We start from the raw sequence: 15197 nt of genomic DNA, 5'->3' as shown, positions 1-15197 counted from the left end.
ATCGCCCCGCATGCTGTCCCGTTTCGCCACCCTGCTCGCCGGCTTGAGCCTAACCGGCGCTGCCCAGGCCGCCGCCACGCACTACCCGCTGACCGTGGACAACTGCGGCATGCCGCAAACCTTCACCCACGCCCCCGCGCGAGCAGTCACCATCGGCCAGGCCGGCACCGAAATCCTCTACGCGCTGGGGTTGGGCGACAAACTGGCCGGCACATCGCTGTGGTTCAACAACGTCTTGCCCGAGTACAAGGCACAGAACGACAAGGTGCCGCGCCTGGCCGACAACGACCCGAGCTTCGAAGCAGTGGTGGGCAAGCGACCAGAGTTGGTGGCGGTGCAGTTCGAGTGGATGGTCGGCGCCCAGGGCGTGGTCGCGACCCGTGAGCAGTTCAACGAACTGAAGATCCCCACCTATCTGCTGCCCTCGGACTGCGAAGGCAAGGACAACCTGGTGGGGGCCGATGGCACGCGACTACAGGCGTTTCAGGTCCAGAGCATCTACAAGAGCGTCAGCCAGCTGGCGGAAATCTTCGACGTCCAGGACCGCGGCGTGGCACTGAACAGCGACCTCAAGGCGCGCCTGGATAGCGCCAGGCAACAACTGGCCGGCAAAGACCTGAGCCAGACTTCGGCACTGTTCTGGTTCTCCAGCGCCGACCTCGACATCGACCCCTACGTTGCGGGCCGCCAGGGCGTGGCGGACTTCATGCTGCGCACCCTGGGTGTACGCAACGTGGTCGAGTCCACCGAAGAGTGGCCCACGGTGGGCTGGGAAACCATCGCCAAGGCCAACCCTACGTGGCTGATCATCGCCCGCATGGATCGCCGCCGCTTTCCGGCCGACGACTACCAGAAGAAGCTCGAATTCCTGCGCAGCGACCCGGTAACCCAGCACATGGATGCCGTGAAAAACAACCGCATCATCATCCTCGACGCCGATGCCATGCAGGCCGGTATCCGCCTGTTCCGGGGCCTGCAGACCCTGTCGGCAGCCTTCGCCAGCGGTAAAGCGGCGCCGTGATGAACCGTATGCTGCCCTGCTGTGCCCTGGCCCTGGTTGCCCTGCTCGGCGCGCTGCTTGCCGGCACCGCCATTGGCGAGACCACCGTGTCACCCAGCGTGGTGTACCAGGTACTGGCCAACCACCTGTGGCAGGCCGGTTACCCGGTCGACCCGATCGACGCCGGTATCGTCTGGAACTACCGCCTGACCCGCACGCTGGTCGCCGCAGCCTGTGGCGCAGGGCTGGCGACCTGTGGGGTGATCCTGCAGGCGCTGCTGCGCAACCCGCTGGCCGAACCCTATTTGCTGGGCCTGTCGGCCGGGGCTTCGACCGGCGCCGTGCTGGTGGGCCTGCTGGGCCTGGGCAGCGTTGCCCTGAGCATGTCGGGCGGCGCCTTCATCGGCGCTGTCGCGGCCTTCGCCCTGGTCCTGGTGCTGGCCCGCGCAGCCGGCCCGAGCAGCAACAACGCCCAAGTGATCCTCGCTGGGATTGCCGGCTCGCAACTGTTCAACGCCCTGACGGCGTTTCTGATCACCAAATCGGCCACGGCCGAACAGGCTCGCGGCATCCTGTTCTGGCTGCTGGGCAACCTCAGTGGCGTGCGCTGGCCGTCAGTATGGCTGGCGCTGCCGGTGGCGCTGTTCGGGCTGGTGGTGTGCCTGTGGCACCGGCGCACACTGGACGCTTTCACCTTCGGTACCGATTCGGCGGCGTCGCTGGGCATTGCAGTGCGGCGCAGCCAGTTGCTGCTGATCAGTTGCGCGGCGCTGGTGACGGCGGTGATGGTGTCCATCGTCGGCGCCATCGGTTTTGTCGGGCTGGTCATCCCGCATGCCCTGCGCCTGTTGCTCGGCCCAGGCCACAGCCGCCTGCTGCCGGCCAGCGCCCTGGGCGGTGCGCTGTTCCTGATCGCTGCGGACATGCTTTCGCGCACGCTGATCCCCGGCCAGGTGATTCCAGTGGGCGTGGTCACAGCGCTGATCGGCGCACCTGTGTTTGCGTTGATCCTGGTCAGCCGCAGGGGGCGCGCATGACGGCCATGACACCCCCAAAGGTCGCCCCGCTCGCCTGCCAGGGCTTGGGTTTGCAACTGTCGGGCACCCCCGTGCTGCGCGATATCAACCTGACGATCGCCGCAGGTGAAACCCTTGGTATCGTTGGCCCGAATGGCTCCGGCAAATCCTCCCTGCTCAAACTGCTGGCCGGGCTGCGCACGCCGCATAGCGGCAGCGTGCAATTGCTCGGCGAGCCGCTTGCGCGCCTGCCGCGCAGGCGCATCGCCCAGGCCCTGGCGCTGGTCGAGCAACAGGCCGACACCCTCGACGCCATCAGCGTGTTCGACGCCGTGGCGCTAGGGCGTACCCCTTGGTTGTCCGCCCTGGCGCCGTTTTCCCAGGAGGATCGCGCGGTCGTCGAGCAGGCCCTGGCCGACCTCGATGCCTCGCACCTGCGCACGCGCATCTGGAGCTCGCTGTCCGGTGGCGAACGCCAGCGCGTACACATTGCCCGCGCTCTTGCCCAGCGCCCGCAGGTATTGCTGCTCGATGAGCCGACCAACCACCTCGACATCCAGCACCAGCTGAGCCTGTTGCAACAGGTACAGGCGCTGCCGGTAACCACCCTGGTGGCCCTGCACGACCTGAACCAGGCGCTGACCTGCGACCGCGTGGCGGTGCTCGAACACGGCCGTCTGGTGGCCCTCGGCAAGCCGCTGGAGGTACTGACCCCCGAGCGTTTGCTGAGCACCTTCGGCGTACATGCCCACTACCTCACCGACCCCTTCGACGGCGCGCGCATCCTGCGCTTTCGCGCCCCCTGAACCAGGAAGCTCCCGCATGCTGTTGCGCACTACCGTCCTGCTGCTCGCCAACGCTCTGCTACCTCACGCTGCGCTGGCCGACGTGCACGAAGTGAAGATGCTCACCCGCGGCGCGGCCGGTGCCATGGTCTACGAGCCCGACCACCTGCGTATCGCACCGGGTGATACGGTACGTTTCGTGCCGACCCAGAGCGGCCACAACGCGGCCAGCCTGCCCAGGTTGCTGCCGGTAGGCGCCGAGGCTTTCAAGAGCAAGCTGAACCAGCCCTTCGAGCAGACCTTTACGGTGCCTGGGGTGTACGGCATCCAGTGCATCCCACACCTGGCCATGGGCATGGTGATGCTGATCCAGGTGGGTGATACCGGCTTGGCCGAGTTGCCAGCGGCTTTGCCTGCGCGGGCACGTGCGCGCCTGGCAGCCCAACTGCAGCAGTTGGAGGCCGGCCAATGAACCGTTTGCTTCTGGCCCTGCCGCTGCTGGGCCTGGCGCCCTTGGCGCTGGCGGAATCCGCACAGTCGCAGAGTAACGGCTTGGTCGAAGACAGCAGCTGGAGCATCCTCAACCGCACGGTCTACGACCAGCGTGACTACAAGCATGGCGGGCGCAACAGTGCCGCCCGCAATGCCTACAAACCGCGCAGTGAACGCAATGGCCTGGCCGAGGAATGGGCCTACGGTTTGATGGGTACATTCCAGTCCGGTTTTACCCAGGGCCTGATCGGTGTTGGCGTCGATGCCCATGCCTACCTTGGCGTACAACTCGAGAGCGGTGGAGGTCGAACCGGCAAGGCTCGCCTACTCGGTGTGGACAACGATGGCCACCCTAAAAACGAATACAGCCGCGGCGGTGCCGCTCTGAAGCTTCGCCTGTCCGACACAGTGCTTTCCTATGGTGAGCAGCGAGTGAAAACGCCGGTATTCAGCTCTTCCGACAGCCGTTTGATACCCGAAACCGCCACCGGTTTTTTCCTCACCAGCAATGAAATCGACAAGGTCAAGCTGGTTGCCGGGCACTTCAACGAAAGCACCGACCGCAATGCTTCAAGCCATGACCAGGGCTTCGTGGTGAACTACTCCAACGCCCGCCAGGGCAACAGCTTCGACCTCGCCGGTGCGGTGTGGAACCCCAGCGCTGCCTTGAGCGCCAGCCTGTACACCTCCCGCTATGAAGACACCTGGAACCAGCACTACCTGGGCAGCACCCTCACCCATGCACTGGATGACCGGCGCAGCCTGAGCCTGGACCTCAACCTGTACCGCACCACCGACACCGGCAAAGCGCTGTCCGGGCGCATCGACAACACCACCTGGAGCCTGGTCTCGCGCTATAGCCAAGGCCCCCATGCTTTCAGCCTGGGCTGGCAGCAGGTGGATGGCAACACGCCGTTCGACTACGTGACCCGCGGTGCAATCTATATTGCCAACGCCGTGCAGATGTCTGACTTCAACGCACCCAACGAAAAGTCCTGGCAAGCGCGCTATGACCTGAACATGGGCGCTTATGGGGTGCCGGGGTTGAACCTGACGGCGCTGTATGTGCGCGGGTTCGATATCGATGGCACGCACGTGGACCCCAACGGCGGGTATGCGTACCTGGGCTATGGCAAGGGTGGCAAACACTGGGAGAGGGACCTTGAGGCGCGGTATGTGGTACAGAGTGGCAAGGCCAAGGGCACGGCGTTTTCACTGAGGCACAATGTGCACCGCGGGGATACGGCGCAGGCGGAACTGGACGGCAACCAGATCCGCCTGGCCGTGGAGTGGCCGTTGTCGGGCGGGCTCTGAGTGGTTTCATCCTCCTTGTGCGCCGGTTTGATGAGGCCCTTGGCGTTGCGGGTATCCACCCTCGTCACTGCAAAGCAGGAAAGTTCCTAAATGACCTGGTACTGCTCCATGTGCGTAGTCCGCCACACCGGGTCATCCTCTACGTTGATCACCGTGAAGCCCTGCCGCTCCCAGAACCGGATCGCCCCTGCCAGAAACGGATGGGTGTGCAGGTACAGACACTCAACGCCTGCCTCGACGGCGTGCTCACGCAAGGCCTGGAACAATGCCGCGGCCAGGCCGTTGCGCCGGTATTCGGGGAGCACGAACAGGCGCACGATTTCGACGACGCGTTTGCCGTGGTAGTCGAGCTGGTGGAAGCGATGGTCATAGGGCAGGTAGCCAATGACTGCGATCAACGTGCCACGATCACGGGCTTCCAGAAAGTGCCCGTCGCCATCCAGGTAAGTCGCCTCGAAATGGGCCAGGTCTTTGGGCAAAGGCGAATGGGCGAGCATGGGGAACAGCTCGCGTCGGGCACTGTCGACGAAGGCAACGACTTCATCGATGGCGTCACGGCCGGGTGATTGCAAGGTCCAGTCGGGCATGGGGTTGAAGCGATGGCCTGGGGAACGTGTTTCTACCCTACAGCATCGGACGGCGCAATGCATGGTCGGCCCGACCTCGCTATAATCCCCGGCCTGAAACGCGCCCAAGGCCAGCCCATGCCCCGCCTCTGCAAGTTGTTGCTGCCCCTGCTGTTCGCCGCTGCCCTCACCGCCTGCGACCAGAAACCGACTCGAGAAGAGCAGATCGTGGCCAGCCTGCCCTTGCAGGAGGCCTATGAGCACAACATCGACCGCATGGCGTTGCTGCTGACCCGCAGCCACCCGCAACTCGACGAAGAAACAATCCGCAGCGTGCTGCGCAAGCACCTCACGGTCGAGGATCAGCGCCAGGACCTGTTCAAGCTCTACAGCGAAAAGAACTTCAGCGACGCCGAGTTCGCCACTATCGTCGAGGTGACTCGGGACCCGGCAAAGGCCAAGGCCTTGGAGCAGACCGAGGACGGCCAGCAACTGAGCGCGAAACTTACCCGGCTGATGCGCGAGACAGCACGCGATGAAAAGGCCCAGGCACTCGCAGCGCAGCGCCTGCAACGGGTGCAGGACGAGCTGGACGCATTGGAAAACGCCGGTTCCTGAACGATTGCGACAGCCCCACATCCCTCCCGTAGCGGTGCAAGCCCATAACGAGTAAGGTTATTTCTTTTGCGTCAGTGAGGTCTGGATTGCCACACGCCAAGCATGGACTGCGCCTGGACTTGCGCACGCTGATCCTCAGCCTTTGCACACTCACAGCCCTGGTGATGCTCTGTGCCAGCTACTTCGCCAGCTACCGGGTGCAGCGCCAGTTGCTGATCGATAACGCCCTGGAGGCCAACCGGGTATATGCGGCGAAGCTGGCGGCAATCACCGAAACCTTCATCGCCACTGCCTTGCAACAGCTGTCATTCAGCGCCAGTGTGCAGGGGCGGCAACTGGCCGACGGCGCTGCGCTGGAAGCAGAAACCACACGGTTGCTGCGCCAGAGCATGGCCTTCAACTCCACCTTCGTGGTCGATGCCGAAGGTATCGTGAGGGCGATTTCACCCGCTGCGCTGCGCCATTACCTTGGCCGCAAGGTACAGACGCCCGGTACTGAAGAGGCATTGCGCGAGCGCCGGCCCCTGGTGTCGACGCCCTACCTGTCGGCGGCCAACAACCTGGTGGTGGCGCTGTCGCAGCCGATCTTCGATGCCAACGGCCGCTACCTGGGCTATGTCGGCGGCAGCCTGTACCTGCGCGAACGCAACATACTCAACAGCCTGCTGGGCGAGCATTTCTACAAGGACGGCTCCTACCTCTATGTGGTCGATCGCAACCGCCGCCTGCTCTATCACCCCAATGCCGAACGGGTAGGCAGCGTGGTCGAAGGCAATACCCTGATCGACCAGCTGACCGAACTGCAGCACGGCACGCGGCAGGTCATCAATAGCCAAGGGGTAGCCATGCTGGCGGGCTTCGCCACAGTGCCCAGTACCGGTTGGGGCGTGGTGGCGCAACAACCGCTGGCGCAAACGGTGGCGCCGTTGAGTCATCTGATTCTCACTGTCATGGGCATCTCGGCCCCCCTGGCACTGGTGGGCAGCCTGCTGCTGTGGTGGCTGGCGTTGACCATCGCCAGGCCACTTTGGCAACTGGCCGCCGGCGCCCGCACCATGGACCGCACCGGCAACGCCGAACGGCTGCACAGGGTACATGCCTGGTACTTCGAGGCTGCGGAACTAAAGCGGGCCATGCTGTTCGGCCTGAACCTCTTGCAAGAGCGCATCGGCCGGCTCAACCGCGATGCCCAGACCGATCCGCTGACCGGCCTGGGCAACCGCCGCAGCCTGGAGTTCAAGCTGTCGCTGCTGGAGGCCGAAGGCCGCGCGTTTTCGGTCATCGTGCTGGATATCGACCACTTCAAACGGATCAACGATGGGCATGGGCATGATGTCGGGGACCAGGTACTACAGCGCCTGGCCGCAATCATGCGCGGCTGTTGCCGTGAAGGTGACCTACTGTGCCGGACCGGTGGGGAGGAGTTCCTGATGCTGCTGCCGGGGGCCGGCCTGGTAGTCGCGACAACGGTGGCGCAGCGACTGCGCGTGATGGTGCAGGACACCGCGATAGAACCGGTAGGCGCTGTGACCATCTCACTGGGGGTGGCGCATTGGCACGCCGAGCAGGATCGCGAGCCGGGTGCAGCGCTCAGCCAGGCGGATAGCGCGTTGTACCGGGCCAAGCGCGGAGGGCGAAATCAGGTGTGCAGCGAAGCTGGCGGGCACTGAAGGAAAGATGTAACAAGTATTGTCATAAAACTGTCGTGTATTGGTCATAGGATTGACCCCAACCTGACATTTCCCTTCTTCATGGATGAGCGTCTAATGCGTCGTGTGGTTTTCAATCAGAAAGGTGGCGTGGGCAAGTCAAGCATCGCCTGCAACCTTGCCGCCGCCAGTGCCGCGGAGGGTTATCGCACGTTGCTGGTCGACCTCGACCCACAGGCCAACGCCACCTACTACCTCACTGGCCTCACCAACGACGCCATCCCCGCCGGCATCGCCGACTTTTTTCGCCAGACGCTGTCGCCCGTCACCGCTGCTGGCAAGAAGCACCGGGTGGCCATCACCGAAACCCGCTACCGCAACCTGCACATGGTGACCGCCAGCCCCGACCTCAGCGACTTGCAGAGCAAGCTTGAGAGCAAGTTCAAGATCAACAAGCTGCGCAAGCTGTTGCTGGAGCTGGGCGAGGACTACGAACGGATCTACATCGACACCCCGCCTGCGCTCAACTTCTATACCTTCAGCGCTTTGGTAGCAGCTGAGCGCCTGTTGATCCCGTTCGACTGCGATAGCTTCTCGCGCCAGGCGCTGCACAGTGTCATGGCCGAAGTCGAGGAGCTGCGCCTGGACCACAACCCGGCGCTGCAAGTGGAAGGCGTCGTGGTCAACCAGTTCGCCGGCCGCACCGCGTTGCACAAGACCTTGGTTGACCAACTGCGCAGCGAGGGCATGCCCGTGCTGCCGGTGTACTTGAGCAGCTCGATCAAGATGCGAGAGTCGCACCTGGCGTCGGTACCGCTGGTACACTTGGCGCCGCGGCACAAACTGGCGATGGAGTTCGTCGACCTGCTCGATGTGCTGGAGCGGGCCGCCTGAGCTGCACTCAATGATGCAGGCTCAGGCCGATACCACTGAGCCTATGAAATTGGCCAGCTCGGCCGTTTTCGGTGCAGCGAACACTTCACGCGGGTTACCCATTTCATGCACCTTGCCATGGTGCATGAACACCAGTTTATCGCCCACTTCGCGGGCAAAGCGCATCTCATGGGTGACCATGATCAGGGTCATGCCTTCGCTGGCCAGCTGGCGCACCACGCCCAACACCTCGTTGACCAGTTCGGGGTCGAGCGCCGAGGTGATCTCGTCGCACAGCAGCACCTTGGGCGACATGGCCAGCGCCCTCGCGATCGCCACCCGCTGTTGCTGGCCTCCGGAAAGCCGGTCGGGGTAGGCATCGAACTTTTCCGCCAGGCCCACCCGCGCCAGCATCTGCTCAGCCAGCTGGCGCGCCTGGGCCTTGCTGGCCTTCTTCACCACCTGCGGCGCGAGCATCACGTTCTCGCCCACGCTCAGGTGTGGGAACAGGTTGAACTGCTGGAACACCATGCCCACTTTCTGGCGCAGCGCGCGCAAGTCGGCGCGGCCGGCATCGAGGTATTCACCGTCCACTTCGATCACGCCATCGCTGATCGACTCAAGGCCGTTGAGCGTGCGCAACAAGGTACTTTTGCCCGAACCGCTGCGGCCGATGATCGCTACCACCTCGCCCTCTTCGATGCTCAGGTCAACGCCTTTGAGTACATGGTTGTCGCCGTAGTATTTGTGCAGCGCGGACACTCTAAGCAGGGGCATGCAGCCTCCTTTCCAGATAACGGGCGCTCAGCGAGAGCGGGTAACAGAGGATGAAATAGCCCAGCGCAACCAGGCCGTAGACCATGAACGGCTCGAAGGTGGCGTTGGCCAGCATGCCGCCGGTCTTGGTCAACTCGGTGAAACCGATGATCGAGGTGACCGCCGTGCCTTTGACCACCTGCACCGAAAAGCCCACGGTCGGTGCCACGGCAATGCGCAACGCCTGTGGCAGGATCACGTGGCGCAGCTGCTCCATGCGGCTCAGCGCCAGGCTGCCGGACGCTTCCCACTGGCCGTTTGGAATGGACTCAACGCAGCCGCGCCAGATCTCTGCGAGAAACGCACTGGTGAACAGGGTCAGGGCGATGGCAGCCGCCATCCAGGCAGACACATCCAGGCCGAACAAGGCAATGCCGAAAAACACCATGAACAGTTGCATCAGCAATGGCGTGCCCTGAAACAGCTCGATGTAGCCCCGCGCCAGGCCACGCAGCCACGGCCATTGAGAAATGCGTGCGACCAGCACCAGCAGCCCTGCCAGGCCACCGAAGAAGAAGGCCACCAGCGACAACAGCAAGGTCCACTGCAGGCCGATCAGCAGGTTGCGCAGGATGTCCCAGAAGGTGAAGTCCATTCAGCGTCTCCCCATCAGCAGACGTTGCCCAACCCATGCCAGCAACTGGCGCAAGGCGATGGCCATGATCAGGTACAGCACGGTGGTCAGCAGGTAGGTTTCAAATGCACGGAAATTGCGCGACTGGATGAAGTTGGCGGCGAACGACAGCTCCTCGGTGGCGATTTGCGAACACACCGCCGAGCCGAGCATGACGATCACGATCTGGCTCGTCAGTGCCGGCCATACCTTGGCCAGGGCAGGCTGCAATACCACATGGCGAAACGCCTCGAAGCGGCTCATGGCCAAGGCCGCGGCCGCTTCCAGCTGGCCTTTGGGAATGGCCTGGATGCCCGCCCTGATGATCTCGGTGGAGTAGGCACCCAGGTTGATCACCATGGCCAGCACCGCCGCCTGCCACTCGCTCAGGCGAATGCCCAGCGCCGGCAGGCCGAAGAAGATGAAGAACAGCTGGACGATGAAGGGCGTGTTGCGGATCAGTTCCACGTACGGGCCAAACAGCATGTCGAAGGGGCGCACACGCCAGGCGCGAACCCCCGCGCCGAGCACGCCGATGGCCACGCCCAGCAAGGTGCCGACCACCGTCAGCTGCAGGGTGAACCAGGCGCCCTTGAGCAACAGGGGGGCCTGGGCCAGCACGGGGGCGAAGTCGAATTCATAGGCCATGGTGGCAAACTCCGGGTACAGCTCAGAGGTCGGCCGGCAGCGGCTGCTTCAGCCATTTTTCGGCATTGCGGTTGAGGCTGCCGTCGGCCTTGGCGGCTTCGAGCGTGGCGTTCACTTTGTCCAGCAGCGCCGGCTCGTTCTTGGCCAGGCCCACATAAACGGGCGAGTCCTTGAGCTTGACCTTGACCACCGGCACCTTGGCCGGGTTCTTCTGGGCAATGGCGGCCATTACCACGCTACCGCTGGCGATCAGTTCGACCTGGCCAGAGAGGTAGGCGGCGATGGTCGAGTTGTTGTCTTCAAAGCGCTTGATCACCGCCCCCTTTGGCGCTACGGCGCTCAGTTCCATGTCCTCGATCGAGCCGCGGGTGACGCTGATGGTCTTGCCAGCGACGGCGTCGATGCCCGCGATGTCCACCTCGGCCGGGCCGAATACGGCCAGGTAGAACGGCGCATAGGGCCGGGAGAAATCGATCACTGCCGCACGCTCCGGGTTCTTGCCGAGGCTGGAAATCACCAGGTCGACCTTGCCTGTGGTGAGGAACGGTATGCGGTTGGTGCTGTTTACCGGGGTCAGGGCCAGCTTCACACCCAGCTTGTCTGCCAGCAGTTGTGCAGTGTCGATGTCCAGGCCACGGGGTTTGAGGTCTGGCCCGACCGAGCCGAAAGGCGGGAAGTCCTGGGGCACTGCCACCTTGAGCACGCCACGGGCGCTGATGTCGGCCAGGGCATCCGCCTGGGCGGTTGGCAGCACAAGGGCGCTGCTGCAGAACAGGCTGGCCAGGAACAAGGTGCGGAATGTCTTCATGGTGTGGCCTCGCAGGTAACCAGGGAAAAGAGTGCTGGCTGGCCAGTGCACGGGCCATGCCAACGTCCGTGCTGGCACCGGCTTGACGTGCGCAAGCCCTGAGCTGAACGGTCTTACTGGTCTGAACAGTTGCCTGCCTGCCCGCTTACCCCGACGCCGTCACGCCCCGCTTTTGTGCAAGGCCGCATTTGCCTGCATCAGCGCGGAGCAATGCTTGCAAGCGCCTGACAATGGCCGTAAAAAGCCAAGGTCATCGCCCTCCGACCGGTCTGAACAGCATGCTCGACACCCTACCCCGCGCCGTCCCCGAACAGGCCCTGCAAGGCATCCGCAAATTGATCGAAGACGGCGGCTATCAGCCCGGCGATGCCCTGCCCTCGCAGCGCGACCTTGCCGAGCAGTTGGGGGTCAGCAGGGCCTCTCTGCGAGAAGCACTGTCCTCCCTCAGCGCTCTGGGGTTGGTGAGCGTGCAGCCGGGCAAGGGTGTGTTCGTGCAGGCGCCAGCGCCTTCGGCATTTGCCTGGCCGTATGCCGAACAGGTCTCTGCAAGCGACACCTTCCAGCTGCGTTACGCCTTGGAAGGTTTCGCTGCCGGGCAGGCGGCACTGGCACTGACTGCGGACGACATCGATCGCCTGGAAGTCAATGTAGAGGCGATGCATCAGGAGTTGCGCGCGGGCCGCTTCGAAGCCGCCGCACGGCTGGATTTCGCCTTTCACCAGCAGTTGCTGCAAGCCTGCGGCAACCACGCCATGCTGCAGGTGATCACCGCCAGCCAGGAGATATTCCTGGAAAGCCAGAAGCTGCCCTTTATCCGCCCGGAACGGGCGATGGAAACCTGGCAGGAGCACCGCAAGATCCTGCGCGCCCTGGCTCGCCGTTCACAGGCGGCGGCGCAGAAGGCGATGCAGGAGCATATTCGCAACGCGGCTTCGCGTACCGGGGTGGTGTTTTCGGTGTAACGCCCACCCATTGCCGGGCTGACCACAGCTTGGCCACGAAGGGGCTCACGCGGTCAAAACAGATATCTGGGCGTCGCCCTCGAAGAAGCGCCCTCGCGCCCGCGCCGGTTTACTGCCTGCAACAACAACAACGACGAAGCGGCCAGACCGCTTCGCTAATCCGCCAGGCTGCCTTTGAAACCGGAGCGTTTCTCTATGTCCGCATCTCACGAGGTATCCCCCGCCACTCTGCGCCGGGTCATCGCCGCCTCGGCCATCGGCAACTTCGTCGAATGGTTCGACTTTGCCGTCTACGGCTTTCTCGCAACGATCATCGCCAGCCAGTTCTTCGCCAGCGGCGATGCCAGCGTGGCCTTGCTGAAGACCTTTGCCGTTTTCGCCGTGGCCTTCGCCTTGCGGCCACTGGGCGGGATCGTGTTCGGGGCGCTGGGTGACCGGCTGGGACGCAAACGCATCCTGTCACTGACCATCCTGCTGATGGCCGGCTCCACCACACTGATCGGCCTGCTGCCGACCTACGCCAGCATCGGCCTTGCCGCCCCCGCGCTACTGACCCTTGCGCGCTGCCTGCAGGGGTTCTCCGCAGGCGGTGAGTATGCAGGTGCCTGTGCGTACCTGATGGAGCACGCACCGCAAAACAAGCGGGCCTTCTATGGCAGCTTCGTGCCCGTGTCGACCTTCTCTGCCTTCGCCTGCGCGGCGGTGATCGCCTACGGCCTTGAGGCAAGCCTGTCGGCCGAAGCGATGGCGGCCTGGGGCTGGCGCATACCGTTTCTGGTGGCGGCGCCGCTGGGCCTGGTGGGCCTTTACCTGCGCTGGCGCATGGAGGAAACCCCGGCATTTCGCGAGGCCATCGCTCAAGGCAAGACCCATGAGCATTCGCCGCTCAAGGACACGTTGCGTAACCACGGCCGGGCCATCCGCAATCTGGGTGCCTTCATCTCGCTTACAGCGTTGTCGTTCTACATGTTCACTACCTACTTCGCCACCTACCTGCAAATGGTCGGCAACCTGACACGCGCCCAGTCGCTGTTGGTGACAACGGTAGCGCTGGTGTTCGCCGCCATCGGTTGTCCGCTGGCCGGCGCGTTCTCGGACCGGGTCGGGCGGCGCAAGACCATTGGTTTCACCTGCCTGTGGGTAATGGTCTGTGTATTCCCGGCTTATTGGCTGGCCAGTTCCGGGTCGGTGACGGCTGCGCTGGTGGGGGTCATCCTGTTGGCGGTAGGCGCACTTTGCAGTGGTGTGGTGACCGCCGCGTTGCTCTCGGAGAGTTTCCCGACCCGTACGCGCTACACCGCATCGGCGATTACCTACAACGTGGCCTATACGCTGTTTGGCGGCACCGCACCGCTGGTGGCGACCTGGCTGATCGGACAGACCGGCAGCAGCCTGGCGCCAGCGTTCTACCTGGTGGTCATCGCACTGGTGGCGCTGGTGGGTGGGCTGGCGCTGCCAGAAACCTCGCGAATATCGTTGCATGAAGAAACAGCCGGGGATGAAGTGGGTCGTGGGGCCGCCCGCACCATTTGAGAGGTGGGGCTGCCTTTGCAGCCCTTTCGTAACAAGAGGCGCCTTCAAAGGGCACACCCGCGCTAAGAACGCTGGGGTCTGCGTCCGATAATCGCCCACTTTCCACTATGCGACAGCCAACCCAATTGACGAAACTAACCAGGTGGTACAAACATACGGGCATTCAACAACAACAAAGTGATGCCCGCCATGAAGCCCCTTATCCTCGTGCTCAACGGCCCCAACTTGAACATGCTGGGTACCCGCGAGCCTGCCCAGTACGGCCGTGAAACCCTTGCTGATCTGGCTCAGAGCTGCGCAGACACCGCGCAGGCCCACGGCCTGGAAATCGAATTCCGCCAGACCAATCACGAAGGCGACCTGATCGACTGGATCCACGCTGCCCGTGGTCGCTGCGCCGGTATCGTGATCAACCCCGGTGCCTGGACCCACACCTCGGTGGCCATCCGCGACGCGCTGGTCGCCAGCGAGGTGCCAGTGATCGAAGTGCACCTCTCCAACGTGCACAAGCGCGAGCCGTTCCGCCACCTGTCGTTCGTCTCGTCGATCGCGGTGGGTGTGATCTGCGGCCTGGGCAGCCACGGCTACCGCATGGCTCTGGCGCACTTCGCCGAAATGCTCCAGGAGCAGGCAGCATGACTCAGCCGGCCATCCTTGCCGGCCTGATCGGCCGTGGTATTCAACTGTCGCGCACCCCTGCCCTGCATGAACATGAAGGCGATGCGCAGGACTTGCGCTACCTCTACCGCCTGATAGACGCCGACCAGTTGCAACTGGAAGACAGCGCCTTGGCGCAATTGCTCGAAGCGGCCCAGCACACAGGCTTCACCGGGCTCAATATCACCTACCCGTTCAAGCAGGCGATCCTGCCGCTGCTCGACGAGCTGTCCGATGAGGCCAGGGGTATCGGTGCGGTCAACACCGTGGTCCTCAAGGACGGCAAGCGTGTAGGCCATAACACCGACTGCCTGGGCTTCGCCGAGGGCTTGCGCCGCGGCCTGCCCGACGTCGCGCGCCGGCAGGTGGTGCAGATGGGTGCCGGCGGTGCTGGCTCGGCAGTGGCCCATGCATTACTGGGCGAAGGGGTCGAGCGGCTGGTGCTGTTCGAAGTCGATGCAGCGCGTGCCCAGGCGCTGGTCGACAACCTCAACGGCCATTTCGGCGCAGGCAGAGCCATTGTGGGCACGGACCTCGCGGCTGAGATTGCCGAAGCGGACGGGCTGGTCAACACCACGCCGGTCGGCATGGCCAAACTGCCGGGCACACCGCTGCCGGTCGAGCTGCTGCATGCCCGGCTGTGGGTGGCGGAGATCATCTATTTCCCGCTGGAAACCGAGCTGCTGCGCGCCGCACGGGCACTGGGCTGCCGGACCCTGGATGGCAGCAACATGGCTGTGTTCCAGGCGGTGAAAGCGTTCGAACTGTTCAGTGGCCGCCAGGCCAATGCCGAGCGCATGCAGGCACATTTCGCCAGCTTCGGTTGAGCCCGTGCCGTTCCTTTCGC

The 15197-nt window shown here is 63.8% G+C and carries 17 protein-coding genes; 12 read left to right on the top strand and 5 right to left on the bottom strand.

Annotated features, from left to right (window positions below; genetic code table 11):
* The first annotated feature begins 10 nt into the window (after positions 1-10).
* Genes EGJ09_RS03995 through EGJ09_RS03975 form a run of 5 tightly spaced genes read left to right on the top strand, consistent with a single transcriptional unit; the run spans position 11 to position 4607 of the window.
* Positions 11-1021: an ABC transporter substrate-binding protein gene (locus tag EGJ09_RS03995; protein ID WP_125923277.1), complete on the top strand. Its 1011-nt coding sequence runs from the start codon at positions 11-13 to the stop codon at positions 1019-1021.
* Positions 1021-2037, top strand: coding sequence for an iron ABC transporter permease (locus tag EGJ09_RS03990; RefSeq protein ID WP_125923276.1), 1017 nt, complete (start codon positions 1021-1023; stop codon positions 2035-2037). Before EGJ09_RS03995 ends, EGJ09_RS03990 begins: the two co-directional genes overlap by 1 nt.
* Positions 2034-2822, top strand: coding sequence for an ABC transporter ATP-binding protein (locus tag EGJ09_RS03985; RefSeq protein ID WP_119688668.1), 789 nt, complete (start codon positions 2034-2036; stop codon positions 2820-2822). Before EGJ09_RS03990 ends, EGJ09_RS03985 begins: the two co-directional genes overlap by 4 nt.
* Before the next feature lie 16 nt (positions 2823-2838).
* Entirely contained in the window at positions 2839-3273 is a 435-nt protein-coding gene (locus tag EGJ09_RS03980) for a pseudoazurin (protein WP_125923275.1), read from the top strand.
* The gene (locus tag EGJ09_RS03975; protein WP_125923274.1) at positions 3270-4607 is read left to right on the top strand and encodes an OprD family porin; all 1338 of its coding nucleotides are present in this window, start codon (positions 3270-3272) and stop codon (positions 4605-4607) included. Before EGJ09_RS03980 ends, EGJ09_RS03975 begins: the two co-directional genes overlap by 4 nt.
* 86 nt (positions 4608-4693) lie before the next feature.
* Here EGJ09_RS03975 and EGJ09_RS03970 read toward each other — a convergent pair whose 3' ends face one another.
* On the bottom strand, positions 4694-5194 hold the full coding sequence (locus tag EGJ09_RS03970) for a GNAT family N-acetyltransferase (RefSeq protein WP_115275273.1): 501 nt from the start codon (positions 5192-5194) through the stop codon (positions 4694-4696).
* A gap of 117 nt (positions 5195-5311) precedes the next feature.
* Between EGJ09_RS03970 and EGJ09_RS03965 the strand changes: the two genes are divergently transcribed.
* The 3 genes from EGJ09_RS03965 to EGJ09_RS03955 all read left to right on the top strand — a co-directional run bounded on the left by EGJ09_RS03965 (position 5312) and on the right by EGJ09_RS03955 (position 8334).
* On the top strand, positions 5312-5791 hold the full coding sequence (locus EGJ09_RS03965) for a hypothetical protein (RefSeq protein WP_115275274.1): 480 nt from the start codon (positions 5312-5314) through the stop codon (positions 5789-5791).
* A gap of 86 nt (positions 5792-5877) precedes the next feature.
* Complete coding sequence (locus EGJ09_RS03960; RefSeq protein WP_125923273.1) at positions 5878-7461, top strand: sensor domain-containing diguanylate cyclase; 1584 nt, start codon at positions 5878-5880, stop codon at positions 7459-7461.
* Positions 7462-7557: 96 nt separating this feature from the next.
* On the top strand, positions 7558-8334 hold the full coding sequence (locus tag EGJ09_RS03955) for a ParA family protein (RefSeq protein WP_115275276.1): 777 nt from the start codon (positions 7558-7560) through the stop codon (positions 8332-8334).
* A 21-nt stretch (positions 8335-8355) separates the two neighbouring features.
* On the opposite strand, the gene EGJ09_RS03950 is transcribed toward EGJ09_RS03955, so the two are convergent.
* Genes EGJ09_RS03950 through EGJ09_RS03935 form a run of 4 tightly spaced genes read right to left on the bottom strand, consistent with a single transcriptional unit; the run spans position 8356 to position 11198 of the window.
* A complete protein-coding gene (locus tag EGJ09_RS03950) occupies positions 8356-9090 on the bottom strand; it encodes an amino acid ABC transporter ATP-binding protein (RefSeq protein WP_125923272.1) in 735 nt (244 codons plus the stop codon).
* Positions 9077-9724, bottom strand: coding sequence for an amino acid ABC transporter permease (locus EGJ09_RS03945; protein WP_046787213.1), 648 nt, complete (start codon positions 9722-9724; stop codon positions 9077-9079). The genes EGJ09_RS03950 and EGJ09_RS03945 overlap by 14 nt, the downstream gene beginning before the upstream one ends.
* Positions 9725-10390 (bottom strand): amino acid ABC transporter permease, encoded by a 666-nt coding sequence (locus EGJ09_RS03940; RefSeq protein ID WP_125923271.1) that lies wholly within the window; start codon positions 10388-10390, stop codon positions 9725-9727.
* A gap of 22 nt (positions 10391-10412) precedes the next feature.
* Complete coding sequence (locus EGJ09_RS03935) at positions 10413-11198, bottom strand: transporter substrate-binding domain-containing protein (protein ID WP_046787215.1); 786 nt, start codon at positions 11196-11198, stop codon at positions 10413-10415.
* 278 nt (positions 11199-11476) lie between these two features.
* Between EGJ09_RS03935 and EGJ09_RS03930 the strand changes: the two genes are divergently transcribed.
* The 4 genes from EGJ09_RS03930 to EGJ09_RS03915 all read left to right on the top strand — a co-directional run bounded on the left by EGJ09_RS03930 (position 11477) and on the right by EGJ09_RS03915 (position 15177).
* A complete protein-coding gene (locus EGJ09_RS03930; protein ID WP_046787355.1) occupies positions 11477-12160 on the top strand; it encodes a FadR/GntR family transcriptional regulator in 684 nt (227 codons plus the stop codon).
* Between the two features lie 195 nt (positions 12161-12355).
* Positions 12356-13693, top strand: coding sequence for an MFS transporter (locus EGJ09_RS03925; RefSeq protein ID WP_125923270.1), 1338 nt, complete (start codon positions 12356-12358; stop codon positions 13691-13693).
* 189 nt (positions 13694-13882) lie between these two features.
* A complete protein-coding gene (gene aroQ / locus EGJ09_RS03920; protein ID WP_115275279.1) occupies positions 13883-14332 on the top strand; it encodes a type II 3-dehydroquinate dehydratase in 450 nt (149 codons plus the stop codon).
* Entirely contained in the window at positions 14329-15177 is an 849-nt protein-coding gene (locus EGJ09_RS03915; RefSeq protein WP_115275280.1) for a shikimate dehydrogenase, read from the top strand. The genes aroQ and EGJ09_RS03915 overlap by 4 nt, the downstream gene beginning before the upstream one ends.
* Positions 15178-15197 lie beyond the last annotated feature (20 nt).

Origin of the sequence: Pseudomonas sp. p106 (assembly GCF_003936645.1) — a bacterium.
GTDB lineage: Bacteria > Pseudomonadota > Gammaproteobacteria > Pseudomonadales > Pseudomonadaceae > Aquipseudomonas > Aquipseudomonas putida_E.
Note: the sequence above shows the minus strand (reverse complement) of the source record. Positions and strands in the feature narration are given on the sequence as shown.